Here is a 20,195-nt window from a genome sequence, read left to right on the forward strand (position 1 = left end):
GCGGCCCGTTCCAATTTGTTAGAGGTATCAACATGTCCACTACCCTGTTCAGCCTGGCCTTTGGTGTCGGCACTCAAAACCGCCAAGGCGCGTGGCTGGAAGTGTTTTACGCACAGCCACTGCTCAACCCTTCGGCCGAACTGGTTGCTGCCATCGCGCCGATCCTGGGCTACAGCGAAGGCAACCAGGCCATCACCTTCACCACCGCGCAAGCTTCGCAGCTGGCTGAAGCCGTGAAAGGCGTCGACGCTGCCCAGGCCGCCCTGCTGACTCGTCTGGCAGAGAGCCACAAGCCGCTGGTCGCCACCATCCTGGCTGAAGACGCACAACTGACCTCCACGCCTGAGGCCTACCTCAAGCTGCACCTGCTGTCCCATCGCCTGGTCAAGCCCCACGGCCTGAACCTGGCTGGCGTGTTCCCGCTGCTGCCGAACGTCGCCTGGACCAGCCAGGGCGCGATTGACCTGGCCGAACTGGCTGAGCACCAACTCGAAGCCCGCCTGCGCGGCGAGCTGCTGGAAGTGTTCTCGGTGGACAAGTTCCCGAAAATGACCGACTACGTGGTACCGGCCGGCGTGCGTATCGCTGACGCCGCGCGCCTGCGCCTGGGCGCCTACGTGGGCGAAGGCACCACCGTGATGCACGAAGGCTTCATCAACTTCAACGCCGGCACCGAAGGCCCTGGCATGATCGAAGGCCGCGTTTCCGCTGGCGTATTCGTCGGCAAGGGCTCGGACCTGGGCGGCGGTTGCTCGACCATGGGCACCCTGTCTGGCGGCGGCAACATCGTGATCAAGGTGGGCGAAGGCTGCCTGATCGGCGCCAACGCCGGTATCGGCATCCCGTTGGGCGATCGCAACACCGTTGAATCGGGCCTGTACGTGACCGCCGGTACCAAAGTGGCGCTGCTGGACGAGAACAACAAGCTGGTCAAGGTCGTGAAGGCCCGGGAACTGGCCGGCCAGGCCGACCTGCTGTTCCGCCGCAATTCGGAAACCGGTGCCGTGGAATGCAAAACCCACAAATCGGCCATCGAACTGAACGAAGCGCTGCACGCTCACAACTAAGCCTGTGGGAGCGAGCCTGCTCGCGATGGCGTCCTCGAAACCGCCATCGTGAGCAGAATCGAACCCATAATGGTCAGGCGTACACCCCGCCCATGTTCACCAGGGCCCGATAGCATGATGATTCTCTCTCCCTGGCGTGCCGACTTTCCGGCCATCGCCGCCCTGCAACGGCAAGGCCAGACCTATCTGGACAACGCCGCCACCACGCAAAAACCGCAAGCCCTGCTCGATGCCCTGGCGCATTACTACGCCAACGGCGCGGCCAACGTGCATCGGGCGCAACACCTGCCCGGCGCCCATGCCACCCAGGCGTTCGAGGACAGTCGGCGCAAAACCGCCCATTGGCTGAATGCCGGCGACAGCGGTCAAATTGTCTTTACCCACGGCGCGACTAGCGCGCTGAACCTCCTGGCCTATGGCCTGGAACCTCTTTTCAATCCAGGCGACGAGATTGTCATCAGCGCCCTGGAACACCACGCCAACCTGCTGCCGTGGCAGCAACTGGCGCACCGTCGCGACCTGAAGCTGGTGATCCTGCCGCTGGATGCCGACGGTGTGATCGACCTTGAAGCCGCCGCACCCATGATCGGCCCTCGCACACGTCTGCTGGCCGTCAGTCAGTTGTCCAACGTTATTGGCGCCTGGCAACCGTTACCCGCGCTGCTGGCGCTGGCCAAGGCACACAACGCCTTGACCGTGATCGACGGCGCCCAGGGCGTGGTCCATGGCCGCCATGACGTGCAGGCGCTGGGCTGCGACTTCTACGTGTTTTCCAGTCACAAGCTCTACGGCCCCGATGGCCTGGGCGTGCTGTTCGGGCGCAATGAGGCGCTCAAGCAACTGCGCCATTGGCAGTTCGGCGGCGAAATGGTGCTGGACGCGGATTACCTCAGCGCGCGCTTTCGCCCTGCCCCGCTGGGTTTCGAGGCCGGAACGCCGCCGATTTCCAGTGTCATCGGGCTGGGGGCAACCCTGGATTACCTCGCCGGTCTCGACCAGGACGCGGTCTCGGCCCATGAAGCGGCGCTGCATGCCTGTCTGTTGAAAGGCCTTGAGTCACGCAACGGCATCCGGTTGCTGGGCAAACCGCAGGTAGCACTGGCCAGTTTTACCGTCGAAGGTGTGCATAACTCGGATCTGGCGCACTTGCTGACCGAACAGGGCATCGCCGTGCGCGCCGGTCATCACTGCGCCATGCCATTGCTCAAAAGTCTTGAGCTGTCCGGCGCGATTCGGGTGTCGTTGGCGTTGTACAACGATTCCGAGGATCTTCAACGGTTCTTTGAAGCGCTGGACCAGGCGCTGGAGTTGCTGCGATGAGCTTGCCCGCCGATGCCGTGACTGCACTCGAAACCTTTCAGGCTGCGGCTGGCTGGGAACAGCGTGCGCGTTTGCTGATGCAATGGGGCGAGCGTCTGCCCGCCTTGAGCGACGCGCAGATGTGCGACGCCAACCGGGTGCACGGCTGTGAAAGCCAGGTGTGGCTGGTGGGTGAGTTGCAGGGCGGTCATTGGCAGTTCAGCGCCAACAGCGATGCGCGGTTGATTCGCGGGTTGGTGGCATTGCTGCTGGCGCGGGTCAACGGCTTGTCTGCGGTCGAGTTGCGGCAGGTGGATTTGCCGGAGTGGTTCAATCAGTTGGGACTGGGGCGGCAGTTGTCGCAGTCGCGCAGTAACGGCTTGAATGCTGTTCTCCAGCGGATGCGGAGCCTAAGCGACGTGTAGGAGCCGCCGCAGGCTGCGATCTGTTGATCTTGATTTTCAAGATCAAAAGATCGCAGCCTGCGGCAGCTCCTACAGGGGTTTGACCCGCTCCGCCGGCCGCCTTACACCCGCCACAATCTTGTCCACCGCCTTGGTCGCCGCGACCATGCCGAAGGTCGCCGTCACCATCATCACCGCGCCAAAGCCGCCAGCACAATCGAGCTTCACGCCATCGCCGACAAAACTCTTCTGCAAACAAATGCTGCCATCCGGTTTCGGGTAGCGCAGTTGTTCGGTGGAGAACACGCACGGCACGCTGTAATGACGGGTCACGGTGCGCGAGAAGCCATAGTCGCGACGCAAGGTGGAGCGTACTTTCGAAGCCAGCGGGTCATTGAACGTGCGGTTGAGGTCGCAGACCTGGATCAGCGTCGGGTCGATCTGCCCGCCCGCACCACCGGTGGTGATGATCTGGATCTTGCGCCGCTTGCACCAGGCGATCAGCGCCGCCTTGGCGTTGACGCTGTCGATGCAGTCGATCACGCAGTCAATGTTCGGCGTGATGTACTCGGCCATGGTCTCGCGCGTGACGAAATCCGGCACCGCGTGCACCGTGCAGTCCGGGTTGATCCCGCGCAGGCGCTCGGCCATCACCTCGACCTTGGGTTTGCCGACGGTGCTGTCCAGCGCATGCAACTGGCGGTTGGCGTTGCTGACGCAAACATCATCCAGATCGAACAGTGATATCTCGCCCACACCGCAACGCGCCATGGCTTCCGCCGCCCAGGAGCCGACGCCACCGACACCGACGATCGCCACATGCGCCGCTTTCAAGCGCTCAAGGCCTTCGATGCCATACAAACGGGCGATGCCTGCAAACCGCGGATCTTCTGTACTCATGACCATAACCCCAAAAACCGGCGGGCATTATATGGCGATATGAAGACAAAATCAGTTACATGAAAAACTGAAAGAACTTTAACGAAATCAAACTGCCCAATATCGGGTAATTCCCTGTCCGCTGTACGTTCAGAGAATGCCCAGTGTAGGATGCGCGCCCCTCGGCGGTCCGACCGTTCCTTCGTTCCACAGTCTTTGGAACCCGAAATAACTATGTCATCGCGTAAATTTGGACTCAACCTGGTGGTGGTGCTCGCCATCGCTGCCTTGTTTACCGGCTTCTGGGCGCTGATCAACCGCCCGGTGACCGCCCCCAACTGGCCCGAACAGATCTCCGGCTTCTCGTACTCACCTTTCCAGCAGGGTCAATTCCCGCAGAAAGAGCAGTACCCGACCGACGATCAAATGCGTCGTGACCTGGAGATCATGAGCAAGTTGACGGACAACATCCGTACTTACTCGGTCGACGGTACGCTGGAGAACATTCCCAAGCTGGCGGAAGAGTTTGGCCTGCGCGTGACCCTGGGGATCTGGATCAGCCCGGACCAGGAGCGCAACGAGCGCGAAATCACCCGCGCCATCGAAATCGCCAACACCTCACGCAGTGTGGTTCGCGTGGTGGTCGGTAACGAAGCGATCTTCCGCAAGGAAATCACCGCCCAGGAACTCAGCGTCATGCTCGACCGCGTCCGCGCTGCCGTGAAAGTGCCGGTGACCACGTCCGAACAGTGGCACGTCTGGGAAGAGCACCCGGAACTGGCCAAGCACGTCGACCTGATCGCCGCCCACGTGCTGCCGTACTGGGAATTCATCCCGATGGACAAGGCCGGGCAGTTCGTCCTCGACCGCGCCCGCGACCTGAAAAAGATGTTCCCGAAAAAACCGCTGCTGCTCTCCGAAGTGGGCTGGCCGAGCAACGGCCGCATGCGCGGGGGCGCCGATGCGTCGCCGGCAGACCAGGCGATCTACCTGCGAACCCTGGTCAACAAGCTCAACCGCCAGGGCTTCAACTACTTCGTGATCGAAGCCTTCGACCAGCCGTGGAAGGCCAGTGACGAAGGCTCGGTGGGTGCTTATTGGGGCGTGTTCAACGCCGCGCGCCAACAGAAATTCAACTTCGAAGGCCCGGTGGTCGCCATTCCGCAATGGCGCGTGCTGGCCGTCGGTTCGGTGGTGCTGGCCCTGCTGTCGTTGACCCTGTTGATGATCGACGGCTCGGCGTTGCGCCAGCGTGGACGCACCTTCCTGACCTTCATCGCGTTCCTCTGCGGTTCGGTGCTGGTGTGGATCGGTTATGACTACAGCCTGCAATACAGCACCTGGTTCAGCCTGACCGTGGGGTTCCTGCTCGCCCTCGGTGCGCTCGGGGTGTTCATCGTGTTGCTGACCGAGGCCCATGAACTGGCCGAAGCCGTGTGGGTGCACAAGCGCCGGCGCGAGTTCCTGCCGGTGGAAGGCGACTCCAGCTACCGTCCGAAAGTGTCGATCCACGTGCCGTGCTACAACGAACCGCCGGAGATGGTCAAACAGACCCTCAACGCCCTGGCCAACCTCGACTATCCGGACTTCGAAGTCCTGATCATCGACAACAATACCAAGGACCCGGCGGTCTGGGAGCCGGTGCGCGATTACTGCGCAACCCTCGGCCCGCGCTTCAAGTTCTTCCACGTCGCGCCCCTGGCCGGTTTCAAGGGCGGCGCGCTGAACTACCTGATTCCGCACACCGCCAAGGATGCCGAAGTGATCGCGGTGATCGATTCCGATTATTGCGTGCACCCCAACTGGCTCAAGCACATGGTGCCGCACTTCGCCGATCCGAAGATCGCCGTGGTGCAGTCGCCGCAGGACTACCGCGACCAGAACGAAAGTACCTTCAAGAAGCTCTGCTACGCCGAGTACAAAGGTTTCTTCCACATCGGCATGGTCACCCGCAACGACCGTGACGCGATCATCCAGCACGGCACCATGACCATGACCCGTCGCTCGGTGCTCGAAGAATTGGGCTGGGCCGACTGGTGCATCTGTGAAGACGCCGAGCTGGGCCTGCGGGTGTTCGAAAAAGGCCTGTCGGCGGCCTATTACCACGACAGCTACGGCAAAGGCTTGATGCCTGATACCTTCATCGACTTCAAGAAACAGCGTTTCCGCTGGGCCTACGGCGCGATCCAGATCATCAAGCGTCACACCCGCAGCCTGCTGCGCGGCAAGGACACCGAGCTGACGCGCGGCCAGCGCTACCACTTCCTCGCGGGCTGGCTGCCATGGGTGGCCGATGGCATGAACATCTTCTTTACCGTCGGCGCGCTGTTGTGGTCGGCGGCGATGATCATCGTGCCGCAACGGGTCGACCCGCCGCTGCTGATTTTCGCCATCCCGCCCCTGGCGCTGTTCGTGTTCAAGGTCGGCAAGATCATCTTCCTCTACCGTCGCGCGGTGGGCGTGAACCTCAAGGATGCCTTCTGCGCGGCGCTGGCCGGGCTGGCGTTGTCGCACACTATCGCCAAGGCGGTGTTGTACGGCTTCTTCACCAGCAGCATTCCGTTCTTCCGCACGCCGAAGAATGCCGATAACCACGGCTTCTGGGTGGCGATTTCCGAGGCCCGCGAAGAAGTGTTCATCATGCTGCTGCTGTGGGGCGCGGCCCTGGGGATCTACCTGGTGAACGGCATGCCGAGCAACGACATGCGCTTCTGGGTGACCATGTTGCTGGTGCAGTCGCTGCCGTACCTGGCCGCGCTGATCATGGCGTTCCTGTCGTCGCTGCCCAAGCCGTCGGTCGAAGCGCAAGCGGCACCCGTGGTCTAAATAAGGCCGGATACACTAAACGGCGGCCAATGGTCGCCGTTTTGCTTTAAGATAACCGCCATTTTGCGGGGCTTGGCGTGATATCCATCCCTGTGGGAGCCAGCCTGCTGGCGATGGCAATGTAACAATCACCGTTTATGTTGACTGCCACACCGCCATCGCCAGCAGGCTGGCTCCCACATTCAGTCCGCGCCCATATTCATGATCTCCGGAGTTTTCCATGACGGCCCACGCCGACCTTTCGCCGACCCTTCAACTCGCCATCGACCTGATCCGCCGTCCGTCCGTGACCCCGGTCGACGCCGATTGCCAGAAGCAGATGATGCAGCGCCTGGGCGATGCCGGTTTTGCCCTGGAACCGATGCGCATCGAAGATGTGGATAACTTCTGGGCCACCCACGGCAAACACGACGGCCCGGTGCTGTGCTTCGCCGGCCACACCGACGTGGTACCGACGGGCCCGGTAACGGCCTGGCAGATCGACCCGTTCAATGCGGTGATCGACGAGCACGGCATGCTCTGCGGCCGTGGCGCGGCGGACATGAAAGGCAGCCTGGCATCGATGACCGTGGCCGCCGAGCGTTTCGTCGCCGACTACCCGGATCACACAGGCAAGGTCGCCTTCCTGATCACCAGTGATGAAGAAGGCCCGGCGCATCACGGCACCAAGGCAGTGGTTGAGCGCCTGGCTGCGCGCAAGGAGCGTCTGGACTGGTGCATCGTCGGCGAACCGTCGAGCACCACCCTGGTCGGTGACGTGGTCAAGAATGGCCGTCGCGGCTCACTCGGTGCCAAGCTGACCGTACGCGGTGTGCAGGGCCACGTGGCCTATCCGCACCTGGCGAAGAACCCGATCCACCTCGCCGCCCCGGCCCTCGCGGAACTCGCCGCCGAGCACTGGGACCATGGCAACAACTTCTTCCCGCCGACCAGTTTCCAGATTTCCAACGTCAACTCCGGCACCGGCGCGACCAACGTCATCCCGGGTGACCTGGTCGCCGTGTTCAACTTCCGCTTCTCCACCGAATCCACCGTCGAAGGCCTGCAAAAGCGCGTCGCCGACATCCTCGACAAGCACGGCCTGGACTGGCACATCGACTGGGCATTGTCCGGCCTGCCGTTCCTCACCGAGCCGGGCGCGCTGCTCGATGCGGTGTCGTCGAGCATCAAGGACATCACCGGTCGGGACACCAAGGCGTCCACCAGTGGGGGCACCTCCGACGGCCGCTTCATCGCCACCATGGGCACGCAAGTAGTCGAACTGGGGCCGGTCAACGCGACCATCCACCAGGTCAACGAGCGCGTACTGGCGGCTGACCTCGACGTGCTGACCGAGATTTACTACCAGACCCTGATCAAGTTGCTCGCCTGATGCTCGCGTGTCCGATCTGCAGCGAACCGCTGGGCGCGGTGGACAACGGCGTGGCCTGCCCCGCCGGGCATCGTTTCGACCGCGCGCGCCAGGGTTACCTGAACCTGTTGCCGGTGCAGCACAAGAACAGCCGCGACCCTGGGGATAACCAGGCAATGGTCGAAGCCCGCCGCGACTTCCTCAACGCCGGCCATTACGCGCCGGTGGCCAGGCGCCTGGCGGAGCTGGCGGCCAGTTACGCGCCACAGCGCTGGGTCGACATCGGCTGTGGCGAGGGTTACTACACCGCGCAGATCGCCGACGCCTTGCCGGAGGCCGACGGCTACGCCCTGGACATTTCCCGGGAAGCGGTCAAGCGTGCGTGCAAACGCAATCCCGGGCTCACCTGGTTGATCGCCAGCATGGCCCGCGTACCGCTGGCGTCGGGCAGCTGTCAGTTCCTCGCCAGCGTCTTCAGCCCGCTGGATTGGGACGAAGCCAAACGCCTGCTCAGCCCCGGCGGCGGCCTGATGAAAGTCGGACCGACCAGCGGCCACCTGATGGAATTACGCGAGCGGCTGTACGACGAAGTGCGCGAGTACATCGACGACAAGCACCTGGACCTGGTGCCCGAAGGCATGGCGCTGGCGCACAGTGAAACCCTGACCTTCAAACTGACGCTCACCAGCGGCCAGGACCGGGCGAACCTGCTGGCCATGACGCCCCACGGCTGGCGTGCGAGTGCCGAACGCCGGGCAGCGGTGATCGAGCAGGTCGAACCCTTCGAGGTCACCGTATCGATGCGCTACGATTATTTCGTACTTCAATAACTTCAAACATTTTTGGCCTTGGGCAACGGCCCGAGGCCGGCTAAATCCGCGAATGGATTTTTCAGACACGCAGTGAGGACATCCATGCGCCAACCCGATATCGAGATTTACCTGAAAGACGCCGACGTCGACCACAAGGCCATCTCGGCCTGGCTCGGCACTGCACTGGGCCCGTGCACCGACTGGGTACAGAAAGGCCAGACCTACAAGTGCAAGGCGGGCAATGTGCCGGTGACCTGGTTGCCAAAAGCCGTAGGAAAGTGGAACAGCCTGTACCTGGAAAGCGACCAGACGCCGTGGGACGACGACATCGCCTGCGCTCGCGCCGCGTTTGCCGCGCTGAACGTCGAAGTGCGCTGCGCACCAGGTAGCTGGGTCGAGGAAGAAGGTGAAGAGACGGCGGATCGCTGGATTCGCATCAGCGCCGATGGTGAAGAAGAGATCACCTGGAAAACTGCTTAATAGCTATACGCAAAACCTGTGGGAGCGAGCCTGCTCGCGATTGCGGTGGATCAGTCAACGTTGATGTCGACTGACACGGCCTCATCGCGAGCAGGCTCGCTCCCACAGTGTTTTTTTGTGGTCTGAAGAATGGGTTACAGCCCCACCACATCCTCAGCCTGCAAACCCTTCTCGCCAGTCACCACCCCATACTCAACCTGCTGGCCTTCGGTCAGCGAACGATGCCCTTCGCCGCGAATCGCGCGGTAATGCACGAACACGTCCACCCCGTCCTCGCGTTGAATAAAGCCGTAGCCCTTGGCGTCGTTGAACCACTTCACGTTGCCGGTTTCGCGCGTAGCCATTTTCAGTACCCCCGTTGTTTTTATTTTGAGCGGCCGAGTATATGACAGGCACAGAAACTCTCAACTACAGATTGGTTGACCGCTTTTTTGCCGATTTTCGATGAATACGGCACACTATCGAGCGCCCGAGCAACCGCTCGGTTTTATTCACTCACGCAGAAGCCGTATGACCCGCTCCCCGTTCCGCCGTCTTGTGTTTGGCACCCTGCGCCGACTGTTGTACCTCTGGGTTCGCTCGGAGACGATCAACCAGTCGTCGTTCACCCTCAACCTCGACCGCAGTCGTCCGGTGTTCTACGTCCTGCAAAACCCTTCGCTGACCGACCTCGCCGTGGTCGACACCGAATGCACCAAGGCCGGCCTGCCGCGCCCGGTGTTGCCGGTATCGGTGGGCAACCTGCTGGAACCGGCCGCGTTCTTCTACCTGACCCCGGACCCGGACTGGCTCGGCCGCCAGGACAAGCGCGGCGCGCCACCCACCCTGACCCGCCTGGTCAGCGCCTTGAGCCAGAACGCCGCCGAAGACGCGCAGATCATTCCGGTCAGCGTGTTCTGGGGCCAGTCGCCGGACAGCGAAAACAGTCCATGGAAACTGTTGTTCGCCGACAGCTGGGCGGTCACCGGGCGCCTGCGTCGCCTGCTCAGCATCATCGTGCTGGGACGCAAGACCCGCGTGCAGTTCTCCGCGCCCATCCACCTGCGCGAACTGATCGACCATAACAAGGGCCACGAACGCACCGTGCGCATGGCCCAGCGTATCCTGCGGGTGCACTTCCGCAACCTGAAGGCCGCAGTGATCGGCCCGGACATTTCCCACCGACGCAACCTGGTCAAGGGCCTGGTCAACCAGCCCCTGGTCCGGCAAGCGATCCTCGACGAAGCCGAGCGCGAGAACATCTCGCCGGAGAAAGCCAAGGCCCAGGCCCTGCGCTATGGCAACGAGATCGCCTCGGACTACACCTACACCGCTATCCGTTTCCTGGAAGTGGTGCTGAGCTGGTTCTGGAACAAGATCTACGACGGCATCAAGGTCAACCACATCGAAGGCGTACAGAAGGTCGCCCAGGGTCACGAAGTGATCTACGTCCCGTGCCACCGCAGCCACATCGACTACCTGCTGCTGTCGTACCTGCTGTTTCGCAACGGCCTGACCCCGCCGCACATCGCCGCCGGTATCAACCTGAACATGCCGGTGATCGGCAGCCTGCTGCGCCGTGGCGGCGCGTTCTTCATGCGCCGCACGTTCAAGGGCAACCCGCTGTACACCTCGGTGTTCAACGAGTACCTGCATACCCTGTTCACCAAGGGCTTCCCGGTGGAGTACTTCGTCGAGGGCGGCCGTTCGCGCACAGGGCGCATGCTGCAGCCGAAGACCGGGATGTTGGCGATCACCCTGCGCAGCTTCCTGCGCTCGTCGCGCATGCCCATCGTCTTCGTGCCGGTGTACATCGGTTACGAGCGCGTGCTGGAAGGCCGCACCTACCTTGGCGAGTTGCGTGGCGCGACCAAGAAGAAAGAATCGATCTTCGACATCTTCAAAGTCATCGGCGCCCTCAAGCAGCGCTTCGGTCAGGTCGCGGTGAACTTCGGTGAGCCGATCAAACTCGCGGAATTCCTCGACAGCGAACAGCCGGACTGGCGCAAGCAGGAACTGGGCCCGCAGTTCAAACCCGCCTGGCTCAACGAAACCACCAACCGCCTCGGTGAGAAAGTCGCACAGCACTTGAACGAAGCGGCGGCGATCAACCCGGTCAACCTGGTCGCGCTGGCGCTGCTGTCCACCAGCCGCCTGGCCCTGGACGATCGCGCCATGGCGCGGGTGCTCGACCTGTACCTGGCGTTGTTGCGCAAAGTCCCGTACTCACCGCACACCACGTTGCCGGAAGGTGACGGCCGGGCGTTGATCGAGCATGTGAAGGACATGGACCTGCTCTCCGAGCAGAGCGATGCCTTGGGCAAGATTCTCTATCTGGACGAGCAGAACGCCGTCCTGATGACCTACTACCGCAACAACGTGCTGCACATCTTTGCGCTGCCGGCGCTGCTGGCGAGTTTCTTCCAGAGCGCGTCGCGCATGAGCCGCGAACAGATCCTGCGCTACACCCGTGCGCTGTACCCCTACCTGCAAGCAGAGTTGTTCATTCGCTGGTCGCTGGACGAGCTGGATGCGGTGATCGACCAGTGGCTGCAAGCCTTCGTCGAGCAAGGTCTGTTGCGCTTCGAGAACGACGTCTACCTGCGCCCGGCACCAAGTTCACGGCATTTCGTATTGCTGACGCTGCTGTCGAAAAGCATCGCCCAGACCTTGCAGCGCTTCTACATGACCGTCTCCCTGCTGCTCAACAGCGGCCAGAACAGCATCAGCGCCGAAGAACTGGAAGACCTGTGCACGGTCATGGCCCAGCGCCTGTCGATCCTGCATGGCCTGAACGCCCCGGAATTCTTCGACAAGAGCCTGTTCCGCCACTTCATCCAGACGATGCTCGACCTTGAAGTGCTCAAGCGCGACGAAGCCGGCAAGCTGAGCTACCACGAACTGCTCGGTGAACTGGCAGAAGGCGCGGCCAAGCGGGTATTGCCGGCGGAGATTCGCTTGTCGATCCGCCAGGTGGCGTTGCATCGCAGTGAAGATGCGGCGGATCAACCGCCACCCACCGCGCCCTGAAATTCCTGACGACCCTGAACATGGATGTTCAGGAAGATTCGTCGTGGATTTGCCGAATTCCCCTACAAGGGTTTGGCTAATTCAACCATATGCTTGGCACTCGTCATCTTCGACGAATCATTGGATAAGGAAATCATGATGAACAACGAACACACCAAGAGCATCAACGGTACCGTTCACTATCCGCAGAGGATCGGGCTCGCACCGAACTCGACACTTCAAGTCAGCCTGGAGGACGTCTCCCTGGCTGATGCACCGGCCAGGCAGCTCGCTGCCCAGGTTACCCGCAATGCTGAGACCGCCGGGTTGAGTTTCAATCTTGAGTACAGCACCGCGGATATTCAGCCAGGTCACACCTACGCAATCCGTGCACAAATCGAAAACGAAGGACGGCTCATCTTCATCAACACTGAACGCTACCCGGTAGAGTTGGGTGTCGACTATTTGCAGCCACTGGACATACGGGTCGACAACGTCGCCGCAACCGCGCAGCCGGATGCCTGATGTAATGCCAGGTGCCTGGATCGGTTTGCGAGGCGATATTGCAGGCGAAATCCGTTAAATTGTCGTTGGCGCCGCTCTTCTTCACGCGCCAATGACAAGGATCCGCTTCATGAAAAAAATCCGTTTTACCGCCCTGTGCGCAGGTTTGATGATCTCTGCCAGCGCTATGGCGCTGTCCCTCACTGACCTGTCGCAGAAAGACGCCACCGGCGGACTCAAGGACGCCCTGACCCAAGGCGCGCAACTGGCCGTGAAACAACTCGGCACCCCGGGCGGCTTCAGCAACAACCCGGACGTGAAGATCGAACTGCCGGGCAAACTGGGCAAGGTCGCCAGCAAAATGAAACAGTTCGGCATGGGTGATCAGGTCGATCAACTGGAAACCAGCATGAACAAAGCGGCGGAAACCGCCGTGACCCAGGCCCAGCCGATCCTCGTCGACGCGGTGAAGAAAATGTCCGTTGCAGACGCCAAGGGCATCCTCAGTGGCGGCAATGACTCGGCCACCCAGTACCTGAACAAGACCAGCCGCGAACAGATCCGCGCCAGGTTCCTGCCGATCGTCAAGCAAGCCACCGACCAGGTCGGCCTGGCCCAGCAGTACAACTCGTTCGCCGGCCAGGCCGCGACCATGGGCGTGATCGACGCGAAGAGTGCCAACGTCGAGAACTATGTGACCGAACAGGCGTTGAACGGCTTGTTCGAGATGATTGCCAAACAGGAAGAAACCATCCGCCAGAACCCGGCGGCGGCGGCGACCAGTTTGGCCAAGAAAGTATTCGGCACACTGTAACAACCACCTGTAGGAGCTGCCGCAGGCTGCGATCTCTTGATTTTGATTTAAAAAACAAGATCTAAAGATCGCAGCCTTCGGCAGCTCCTACCCGCTCAAAAAAACCGGACTCCGACAACCAACGATCAAAGCTCTCGGCATTAACCAGACTTTTCCTATAAGCCTCGGTAAAGCTGCTGACAGCACGCAGCACCACCCAACACTGGAAATCGATGAAGTACGTCAGGTCCAGGTCATCCGCTTCGCTATTGAGATAGGAGCGTCCGTATTTCACCGGCGCATTGCGCAGCAAGACGCTGATCGCGATGTAACGAAACGCCGAGAAATCATTCTTGAACATGAACCAGTAGAACAACGCCCGTGCGACGCGACCGTTGCCATCACGAAATGGATGCTCATAACCCAGCGCGAAATGCAGCGCGATACCCTTGATCAACGGGTGCAGGTAATCCGCGCGATGCGGATCGTTATGGGATTGATTGATCCACCTCGACAGCACCCGCAATCGAGCCGCGAGCCCCGCGGCGGGAGGCGGAACATGAACCGTATTGCCCTGGCCGTCCTGCACCACCACGTCATCGTTGAGCCGCAGAACCCCCGGCGAGCAACAGGCTGGCGTACTGCGCTGTGCGGGCTTTCGGCGTTCCTTGTGTGGCGATTTTGTCAGCAAATCGAAAACCGGGTCCGACCTCCCCTTCAGCATGGGTGGCTTTTTCATTGGTGCCGTCTCAAAACTTGTGAAACCGAGTCTTGAGTACAACATCCGGGCCTCTGGGGCTCAATATCGGACGGTTCTGATATGGCTGTAGGAAGTTCCGCTGGCTCGAGTTGGCTGTCAGGCCGCCATCGCCGGCAAGCCAGCGCCTACAGTAGATCGGGTACAGCCGCGAGCAAATGGTCGGCCCGAAGGCCGCCCAAGGTCAGATCGGCTCTTTCTTGACCCGGAACCAGGCCGCATACAATGCCGGCAAAAACAACAGCGTCAACGCCGTCGCCACAATCAAACCACCCATGATCGCCACCGCCATCGGCCCGAAGAACACACTGCGCGACAGCGGTATCATCGCCAGAACAGCCGCCAGCGCGGTCAACACAATCGGCCGGAACCGCCGCACCGTGGCCTCGATGATCGCCTGCCAGGGCTTCAACCCGGCAGCGATGTCCTGCTCGATCTGATCCACCAGGATCACCGAGTTACGCATGATCATCCCCGACAACGCGATGGTCCCGAGCATGGCCACAAAGCCGAACGGCTGGCGGAACACCATCAGGAACAGCGTCACTCCGATCAAGCCCAAGGGCGCCGTCAGGAACACCATTGCCGTGCGTGAGAAACTGCGCAACTGCAGCATCAGCAAGGTCAACACCACCACGATGAACAACGGCACGCCAGCCTTCACCGAGTTCTGCCCGCGTGCCGAGTCTTCCACGGTACCGCCGACATCCAGCAAGTAGCCGTCGGGCAGTTCAGCGCGGATCGGATCAAGTGTCGGCATGATCTGTTGCACCAAAGTCGCCGGTTGTTCCTTGCCATAGATATCGGCACGCACGGTGACGTTGGGCAGGCGATTGCGGTGCCAGATCACGCCTTCTTCAAAGCCGTATTCCAGGGTCGCAATCTGCGACAGGGCCACGCTGCGGCCATTGTCGGTCGGCACCGCCAGGCTTGGCAGCAGCGACAGCTCGGTGCGCTCGTGCAAGGTGCCGCGCAACAGGATCTCGATCAACTCGTTGTCTTCGCGGTACTGGCTGACGCTGGAACCGGTCAGCGAGCTCTGCAAAAACTTCGACAGGTTCGCCGTGCTCACCCCCAGGGCCCGCGCACGGTCCTGATCGATGTTCAGGTACACCACCTTGCTCGGCTCTTCCCAGTCCAGGTGGACGTTGACCACATGGGGGTTTTCGCGAACCTTGGCCGCGACTTTTCGGGCCAGTGCGCGGACTTCCTCGATGTGCTCACCGGTCACCCGGAATTGCACCGGATAGCCAACCGGCGGGCCGTTTTCCAGGCGCGTGACCCGCGAGCGCAAGGCCGGGAATTGTTCGTTGAGGGTGGTGATCAGCCAGGTGCGCAGGGGTTCGCGATCCTCGATGGTTTTCGCCAGGACGACAAACTGGGCGAAGCTCGCGGCGGGCAGCTGCTGATCCAATGGCAGGTAAAAACGCGGTGAACCGGTGCCGACGTAGGCCACGTAGTTGTCGATCCCGGCTTTGTCCTTGAGCAACGCTTCGAGGCGCTTGACCTCTTCGGCCGTATTGCTCAGGGATGCGCCTTCGGCCAGCTTCAGGTCGACCATCAACTCCAGACGGCCGGAGGCCGGGAAGAACTGTTGCGGCACGAAGCGGAACAGCACGATGGAGGCAATGAACAGCACCACGGTCGCGGTGATCACGGTTTTACGCCAGCGCACGCACCATTCCACCAGACGCCGAACGCGCTGATAAAACGGCGTAGCGTAAGGATCGGGTTGGCCGGCTCCGTGTTTGGCTGCATGAATTTTCGCCAGGTCCGGCAGGAGTTTTTCCCCCAGGTACGGCACGAAGAGCACCGCCGCCACCCAGGATGCCAGCAGCGCAATGGTCACCACTTCGAAGATCGAACGGGTGTATTCGCCTGTGCCCGATTGCGCGGTGGCGATCGGCAGGAAACCGGCGGCGGTGATCAGCGTACCGGTGAGCATCGGGAAGGCGGTGCTGGTCCAGGCATAGCTCGCCGCCTTGATCCGGTCGAAGCCCTGCTCCATTTTGATCGCCATCATTTCCACGGCGATGATGGCGTCGTCCACCAGCAAGCCCAGCGCCAGCACCAGTGCGCCGAGGGAAATCTTGTGCAGGCCGATCCCCAGGTAATACATGCAGGCGAACGTCATCGCCAGCACCAGCGGAATGGCCAGGGCCACCACCATGCCGGTGCGCACACCGAGGGAGAAGAAGCTCACCAGCAACACGATGGCCAGCGCTTCGACCAACACCTGGACGAACTCGCCGACCCCGGTTTTCACCGCGGCCGGTTGGTCGGAGACCTTGCGCAATTGCATGCCGGCCGGGAGATTCTTCTGGATACGGGCAAACTCGATTTCCAGGGCCTTGCCCAGCACCAGGATGTCACCACCGTCCTTCATCGCCACCGCCAGGCCGATGGCGTCTTCAGCCATGAAGCGCATGCGCGGAGCCGGTGGATCGTTGAACCCGCGACGCACGTTCGCGACATCCGAGATGCGGAACGTCCGATCGCCGACGCGAATCGGGAAGTTCTTGATCTCCTCTACCGTCTGAAAATTCCCCGAGACCCGTAGCTGCAATCGCTCGCTGGTGGTTTCAAAGAACCCCGCGGTGGACACCGCATTCTGTTCTTCAAGGGCTTGTTGCACCGCCGCCAAGGGCAGCCCGAGGGTGGCGAGCTTGACGTTGGACAGCTCGATCCAGATCTTCTCGTCCTGCAAACCGAGCAGGTCGACCTTGCCTACATCCTTGACCCGCTGCAGCTGGATCTGGATGCGGTCGGCGTAGTCCTTGAGCACGGCGTAATCGAAACCTTCGCCGGTCAGTGCGTAGATATTGCCGAAGGTGGTGCCGAATTCATCGTTGAAGAACGGCCCCTGGATACCCGGCGGCAGGGTATGACGAATGTCGCTGACCTTCTTGCGCACCTGATACCAGAGTTCCGGGATATCCACCGAGTGCATGGAGTCACGGGCGATGAAGGTTACCTGGGATTCACCGGGGCGGGAGAACGACACGATGCGCTCGTACTCGCCGGTTTCCATCAGCTTCTTTTCAATGCGTTCGGTGACCTGGCGCGAGACTTCCTGCGCCGTTGCTCCCGGCCAGTTGGTGCGGATCACCATGGCCTTGAAGGTGAAGGGCGGGTCTTCGCTTTGACCCAGCTTGGTGTAGGACAATGCGCCGACGATCGCCAGCAAGAGCATCAGGAACAGGACGATCTGGCGATTGCGCAGTGCCCAGGCGGAAAGATTGAAACCCATCGGGGATTACTCCTTGTCCGCCAGATTGACCACGCGGTTGGAGCGATCCACCGGGCGTACGGCCTGCCCGTCGAGAAGCACATGGACGCCGGCGGCCACCACCCAGTCGCTGGCATTGAGGCCCTCGAGCACCGGAACGGTTTTCTCACCGAAGGCGCCGACCCGCACCGGGGTCTTCTTCAAGGTGTTGTTGGCGCTGACGACCCAGACGTAGGTCACGCCGTTTTCTGCAGTCAGCGCCGACAGTGGCACCGACAACGCCACGGCTTCGGCCGTCTGCACGAAGACACGGGCGCTCTGGCCGAGTTCGGCCGGCACCTTGCCGGCATTGAAGGCGATACGTGCAGCGAAGGTGCGGGACTTGGGATCAGCGGCCGGCGACAGCTCGCGGATGTGTCCGGCGAAGCGTTGATCCGGTTGCGTCCACAACTCCACTGCCACCGGCTGGCCGACCTTGAAGCGGCCGAAGCTCTGCTCCGGCAGGCTGATCAACACTTCACGCTCGCCATCGGTGGCCAGGGTGAACACTGTTTGCCCGGCCGCGACCACTTGCCCGACTTCCACCGCACGCTTGGCAACGATGCCATCCTGCGGCGCGCGCAATACCGCGTAACTGGCCTGGTTGGTCGAGACGTTGAATTCGGCCTTGATCTGTTTAAGGCGCGCTTCACCGGAGCGGTACAGGTTTTCGTGATTGTCGTACTGCGAGCGGCTGACCAGCTGCCGCTCCATCAGCGTTTTGTAACGATCACGTTCGGCGCGCACCATGTTCAGGTTGGCCTCGGCGGCCGCGACCTGGGCGCGGGTGGCTTCCAGTTGCAGGCGCACGTCCTGGGGGTCGAGTTCTGCCAGTGGTTGATCGGCCTTGACCCGCTGCCCTTCGTCGACCAGTCGTCGGCTGACTTTGCCGCCAATGCGGAACGCCAGGTCCGGTTCAAAACGGGCGCGCACTTCACCGGGATAACTTTCCATCGCCTGGGCCGAAGGCTCTGGCTGGATCACCATGGCCGGGCGCACGCTGGCCACGGGCGCCTCCTCGTGACCACACGCGGTCAATAAGAACGCCAGGCTGACTGGCAACGCGAGGGGCAAGGCATAGCGGAACATGGTGAAGGACCTTTCGCCAATGGTGCTTGGAATAATTATACTGACGAGTATGTTATTAATAGCAAACTCACCAGTCCAGTAATAAAAGCGAATATGCCGAACAATCTTTCAGCACCCAATGGCCCGGGCCGCCCCAAGGATCTGGCCAAGCGCCAGGCGATCCTCGATGCAGCGAAGACGCTGTTTCTGACCAAGGGTTATGCCAACACCAGCATGGATGCCGTTGCAGCGCAGGCCGGGGTGTCGAAGCTGACGGTCTACAGCCACTTCAACGACAAGGAGACGCTGTTCTCCGCTGCCGTGGTGGCCAAGTGCGAGGAGCAATTGCCGTCGCTGTTCTTTGAGTTGCCGGAAGGCGTGGCAGTGGAAACGGTGCTGCTGAATATCGCCCGCGGCTTTCACCAGCTGATCAACAGCGACGAGTCGGTGAACCTGCACCGGTTGATCATGGCCCTGGGCAGCCAGGACCCGAAACTCTCGCTGATCTTCTTCGAGGCCGGGCCACAGCGCATGCTGCACGGCATGGAGCGGTTGCTGGCGCGGATCGACGAGAGTGGTGTGTTGAGTATCGATAAACCGCGCAATGCGGCGGAGCACTTCTTCTGCCTGCTCAAGGGCGCGGCGAATTTCCGGTTGCTTTACGGTTGCGGCGAGCCGTTGACCGGCGATGCGGCGGAGAGCCATGTGCAGGAAGTGGTGGGGTTGTTCATGCGGGCTTATCGGCCTGAGTGAGCCTGATGGATTTGTAGTGATTGTGCCGGCGTATTCGCGAGCAAGCCCGCTCCCACAGGGGGCCGAGGCGTTACACAAATCCCTGTGGGAGCGGGCTTGCTCGCGAAGCAGGCGACTCGGTCTTACGGCTTGAGCGCCTTCTTCGGATAGATGTCATACCGGCTGGACTTGCCATCCAGCGCATGACTCGGCTTCGGCCCTTCGATGCACGGCGCCTTGCGCGGGCGCTTCACCACCACCCGGTGGGTGGCCAGCGCCAACGCCGCTTCGAGCAAGGCCGGCGCATCCGGATCATCCCCCACCAGCGGCCGGAACAGGCGCATTTCCTTCTTCACCAGGGCGGTTTTCTCACGATGGGGGAACATCGGGTCGAGGTAGATCACCTGCGGCGGCTCCCCCTCCCAATTGCGCATCACCTCGATCGAGTTGCCCTTGAGCAAGCGCATGCGCGCCACGATGGGCGCCACGTCGAAATCTTCCGCGCCCCGGGCCAGGCCATCTTCGAGCAAGGCACCGATCAAGGGCTGACGCTCGATCAGGCTCATCTCGCAGCCCAGGCTCGCCAGCACGAACGCATCCTTGCCCAGCCCGGCGGTGGCATCCAGCACACGCGGGCGAACGCCCTGGGCGATACCGACGGCCTTGGCGATCATCTGCCCGCTACCGCCACCGTACAACCGGCGATGCGCCGCGCCACCCTCGACGAAATCCACCCGCACCGGGCCGGGCGCGTCCGGCCCCAGCTGTTGCAGCTGCAAACCCTGGTCACCCACCTGCAACGCGAACTCGCCGTCCGCCACTTGCAGCGGCAGGCCCAGGCGCTCGGCCCATTGCTCGGCCTGGGGCTCGAAGGCCGCACCCAGCGCCTCGACATGGATGCGGCAGGCCGCTGGTTGATCAATCATCGGAAAACACGCTCAAAAAATTAATGATCGGCAAAAACGGC

Annotated in this window: 16 protein-coding genes and 1 pseudogene; 11 read left to right on the top strand and 6 right to left on the bottom strand. The window is 61.7% G+C overall.

The window, feature by feature from the left end; translation table 11 throughout:
• Positions 1–32 precede the first annotated feature (32 nt).
• The 3 genes from dapD to NPS56_RS25315 all read left to right on the top strand — a co-directional run bounded on the left by dapD (position 33) and on the right by NPS56_RS25315 (position 2,791).
• Positions 33–1,067 carry a 2,3,4,5-tetrahydropyridine-2,6-dicarboxylate N-succinyltransferase gene (dapD, locus tag NPS56_RS25305; protein WP_274077172.1) on the top strand — a complete coding sequence of 345 codons (1,035 nt, stop codon included), beginning with the start codon at positions 33–35 and terminating at the stop codon, positions 1,065–1,067.
• Between the two features lie 114 nt (positions 1,068–1,181).
• On the top strand, positions 1,182–2,387 hold the full coding sequence (locus NPS56_RS25310) for an aminotransferase class V-fold PLP-dependent enzyme (protein WP_274077173.1): 1,206 nt from the start codon (positions 1,182–1,184) through the stop codon (positions 2,385–2,387).
• Entirely contained in the window at positions 2,384–2,791 is a 408-nt protein-coding gene (locus NPS56_RS25315; RefSeq protein ID WP_274077174.1) for a SufE family protein, read from the top strand. The genes NPS56_RS25310 and NPS56_RS25315 overlap by 4 nt, the downstream gene beginning before the upstream one ends.
• A 69-nt stretch (positions 2,792–2,860) precedes the next feature.
• Here the strand turns inward: NPS56_RS25315 and tcdA are convergent, their stop codons facing one another.
• Positions 2,861–3,670 carry a tRNA cyclic N6-threonylcarbamoyladenosine(37) synthase TcdA gene (tcdA, locus tag NPS56_RS25320; RefSeq protein WP_406591888.1) on the bottom strand — a complete coding sequence of 270 codons (810 nt, stop codon included), beginning with the start codon at positions 3,668–3,670 and terminating at the stop codon, positions 2,861–2,863.
• A gap of 213 nt (positions 3,671–3,883) precedes the next feature.
• Between tcdA and NPS56_RS25325 the strand changes: the two genes are divergently transcribed.
• The 4 genes from NPS56_RS25325 to NPS56_RS25340 all read left to right on the top strand — a co-directional run bounded on the left by NPS56_RS25325 (position 3,884) and on the right by NPS56_RS25340 (position 9,118).
• Complete coding sequence (locus NPS56_RS25325; RefSeq protein ID WP_274077176.1) at positions 3,884–6,475, top strand: glycosyltransferase; 2,592 nt, start codon at positions 3,884–3,886, stop codon at positions 6,473–6,475.
• Positions 6,476–6,695: 220 nt separating this feature from the next.
• Positions 6,696–7,847, top strand: coding sequence for a succinyl-diaminopimelate desuccinylase (gene dapE, locus NPS56_RS25330; RefSeq protein ID WP_274077177.1), 1,152 nt, complete (start codon positions 6,696–6,698; stop codon positions 7,845–7,847).
• Complete coding sequence (locus NPS56_RS25335; RefSeq protein ID WP_274077178.1) at positions 7,847–8,656, top strand: putative RNA methyltransferase; 810 nt, start codon at positions 7,847–7,849, stop codon at positions 8,654–8,656. Before dapE ends, NPS56_RS25335 begins: the two co-directional genes overlap by 1 nt.
• A gap of 84 nt (positions 8,657–8,740) precedes the next feature.
• On the top strand, positions 8,741–9,118 hold the full coding sequence (locus tag NPS56_RS25340) for a hypothetical protein (RefSeq protein WP_046816499.1): 378 nt from the start codon (positions 8,741–8,743) through the stop codon (positions 9,116–9,118).
• Positions 9,119–9,252: 134 nt separating this feature from the next.
• Here NPS56_RS25340 and NPS56_RS25345 read toward each other — a convergent pair whose 3' ends face one another.
• Positions 9,253–9,462 carry a cold-shock protein gene (locus NPS56_RS25345; RefSeq protein WP_008035470.1) on the bottom strand — a complete coding sequence of 70 codons (210 nt, stop codon included), beginning with the start codon at positions 9,460–9,462 and terminating at the stop codon, positions 9,253–9,255.
• 166 nt (positions 9,463–9,628) lie between these two features.
• On the opposite strand from NPS56_RS25345, the gene plsB reads away from it, so the two are divergent.
• From plsB to NPS56_RS25360, 3 genes are all read left to right on the top strand, one after another.
• Positions 9,629–12,127: a glycerol-3-phosphate 1-O-acyltransferase PlsB gene (gene plsB, locus NPS56_RS25350; protein ID WP_274077179.1), complete on the top strand. Its 2,499-nt coding sequence runs from the start codon at positions 9,629–9,631 to the stop codon at positions 12,125–12,127.
• Between the two features lie 138 nt (positions 12,128–12,265).
• On the top strand, positions 12,266–12,631 hold the full coding sequence (locus NPS56_RS25355) for a YbaY family lipoprotein (RefSeq protein ID WP_274077180.1): 366 nt from the start codon (positions 12,266–12,268) through the stop codon (positions 12,629–12,631).
• A 109-nt stretch (positions 12,632–12,740) separates the two neighbouring features.
• Positions 12,741–13,424, top strand: a complete 684-nt coding sequence (locus NPS56_RS25360) for a DUF4197 domain-containing protein (protein ID WP_274077181.1) — start codon at positions 12,741–12,743, stop codon at positions 13,422–13,424.
• A 61-nt stretch (positions 13,425–13,485) separates the two neighbouring features.
• Here NPS56_RS25360 and NPS56_RS25365 read toward each other — a convergent pair.
• The 3 genes and pseudogenes from NPS56_RS25365 to NPS56_RS25375 form a co-directional block, all read right to left on the bottom strand.
• A pseudogene (locus tag NPS56_RS25365) lies at positions 13,486–14,028 on the bottom strand (Fic family protein); the annotation flags it as partial.
• A 316-nt stretch (positions 14,029–14,344) separates the two neighbouring features.
• Positions 14,345–17,410, bottom strand: coding sequence for an efflux RND transporter permease subunit (locus tag NPS56_RS25370; RefSeq protein WP_274077182.1), 3,066 nt, complete (start codon positions 17,408–17,410; stop codon positions 14,345–14,347).
• A gap of 6 nt (positions 17,411–17,416) precedes the next feature.
• A complete protein-coding gene (locus tag NPS56_RS25375; protein ID WP_274077183.1) occupies positions 17,417–18,517 on the bottom strand; it encodes an efflux RND transporter periplasmic adaptor subunit in 1,101 nt (366 codons plus the stop codon).
• Positions 18,518–18,610: 93 nt separating this feature from the next.
• On the opposite strand from NPS56_RS25375, the gene NPS56_RS25380 reads away from it, so the two are divergent.
• Positions 18,611–19,249, top strand: coding sequence for a TetR/AcrR family transcriptional regulator (locus tag NPS56_RS25380; protein WP_274077184.1), 639 nt, complete (start codon positions 18,611–18,613; stop codon positions 19,247–19,249).
• A 122-nt stretch (positions 19,250–19,371) separates the two neighbouring features.
• On the opposite strand, the gene NPS56_RS25385 is transcribed toward NPS56_RS25380, so the two are convergent.
• Positions 19,372–20,154 carry a class I SAM-dependent methyltransferase gene (locus NPS56_RS25385; protein ID WP_406591885.1) on the bottom strand — a complete coding sequence of 261 codons (783 nt, stop codon included), beginning with the start codon at positions 20,152–20,154 and terminating at the stop codon, positions 19,372–19,374.
• Positions 20,155–20,195 lie beyond the last annotated feature (41 nt).

The sequence above is a fragment of the Pseudomonas putida genome, assembly GCF_028682635.1.
In the GTDB taxonomy this organism is placed as follows: Bacteria; Pseudomonadota; Gammaproteobacteria; order Pseudomonadales; family Pseudomonadaceae; genus Aquipseudomonas; species Aquipseudomonas putida_AE.

What these genes read in the sequence shown, in the direction of transcription:
- NPS56_RS25340 (WP_046816499.1), top strand. Translation starts at nt 8,741, where the DNA reads ATGCGCCAACCCGATATCGAGATTTACCTGAAAGACGCCGACGTCGAC.
- NPS56_RS25370 (WP_274077182.1), bottom strand. Translation starts at nt 17,410, where the DNA reads ATGGGTTTCAATCTTTCCGCCTGGGCACTGCGCAATCGCCAGATCGTC.
- NPS56_RS25375 (WP_274077183.1), bottom strand. Translation starts at nt 18,517, where the DNA reads ATGTTCCGCTATGCCTTGCCCCTCGCGTTGCCAGTCAGCCTGGCGTTC.
- dapD (WP_274077172.1), top strand. Translation starts at nt 33, where the DNA reads ATGTCCACTACCCTGTTCAGCCTGGCCTTTGGTGTCGGCACTCAAAAC.
- NPS56_RS25360 (WP_274077181.1), top strand. Translation starts at nt 12,741, where the DNA reads ATGAAAAAAATCCGTTTTACCGCCCTGTGCGCAGGTTTGATGATCTCT.
- tcdA (WP_406591888.1), bottom strand. Translation starts at nt 3,670, where the DNA reads ATGAGTACAGAAGATCCGCGGTTTGCAGGCATCGCCCGTTTGTATGGC.
- NPS56_RS25315 (WP_274077174.1), top strand. Translation starts at nt 2,384, where the DNA reads ATGAGCTTGCCCGCCGATGCCGTGACTGCACTCGAAACCTTTCAGGCT.
- NPS56_RS25345 (WP_008035470.1), bottom strand. Translation starts at nt 9,462, where the DNA reads ATGGCTACGCGCGAAACCGGCAACGTGAAGTGGTTCAACGACGCCAAG.
- plsB (WP_274077179.1), top strand. Translation starts at nt 9,629, where the DNA reads ATGACCCGCTCCCCGTTCCGCCGTCTTGTGTTTGGCACCCTGCGCCGA.
- NPS56_RS25385 (WP_406591885.1), bottom strand. Translation starts at nt 20,154, where the DNA reads ATGATTGATCAACCAGCGGCCTGCCGCATCCATGTCGAGGCGCTGGGT.
- dapE (WP_274077177.1), top strand. Translation starts at nt 6,696, where the DNA reads ATGACGGCCCACGCCGACCTTTCGCCGACCCTTCAACTCGCCATCGAC.
- NPS56_RS25310 (WP_274077173.1), top strand. Translation starts at nt 1,182, where the DNA reads ATGATGATTCTCTCTCCCTGGCGTGCCGACTTTCCGGCCATCGCCGCC.
- NPS56_RS25335 (WP_274077178.1), top strand. Translation starts at nt 7,847, where the DNA reads ATGCTCGCGTGTCCGATCTGCAGCGAACCGCTGGGCGCGGTGGACAAC.
- NPS56_RS25380 (WP_274077184.1), top strand. Translation starts at nt 18,611, where the DNA reads ATGCCGAACAATCTTTCAGCACCCAATGGCCCGGGCCGCCCCAAGGAT.
- NPS56_RS25325 (WP_274077176.1), top strand. Translation starts at nt 3,884, where the DNA reads ATGTCATCGCGTAAATTTGGACTCAACCTGGTGGTGGTGCTCGCCATC.
- NPS56_RS25355 (WP_274077180.1), top strand. Translation starts at nt 12,266, where the DNA reads ATGAACAACGAACACACCAAGAGCATCAACGGTACCGTTCACTATCCG.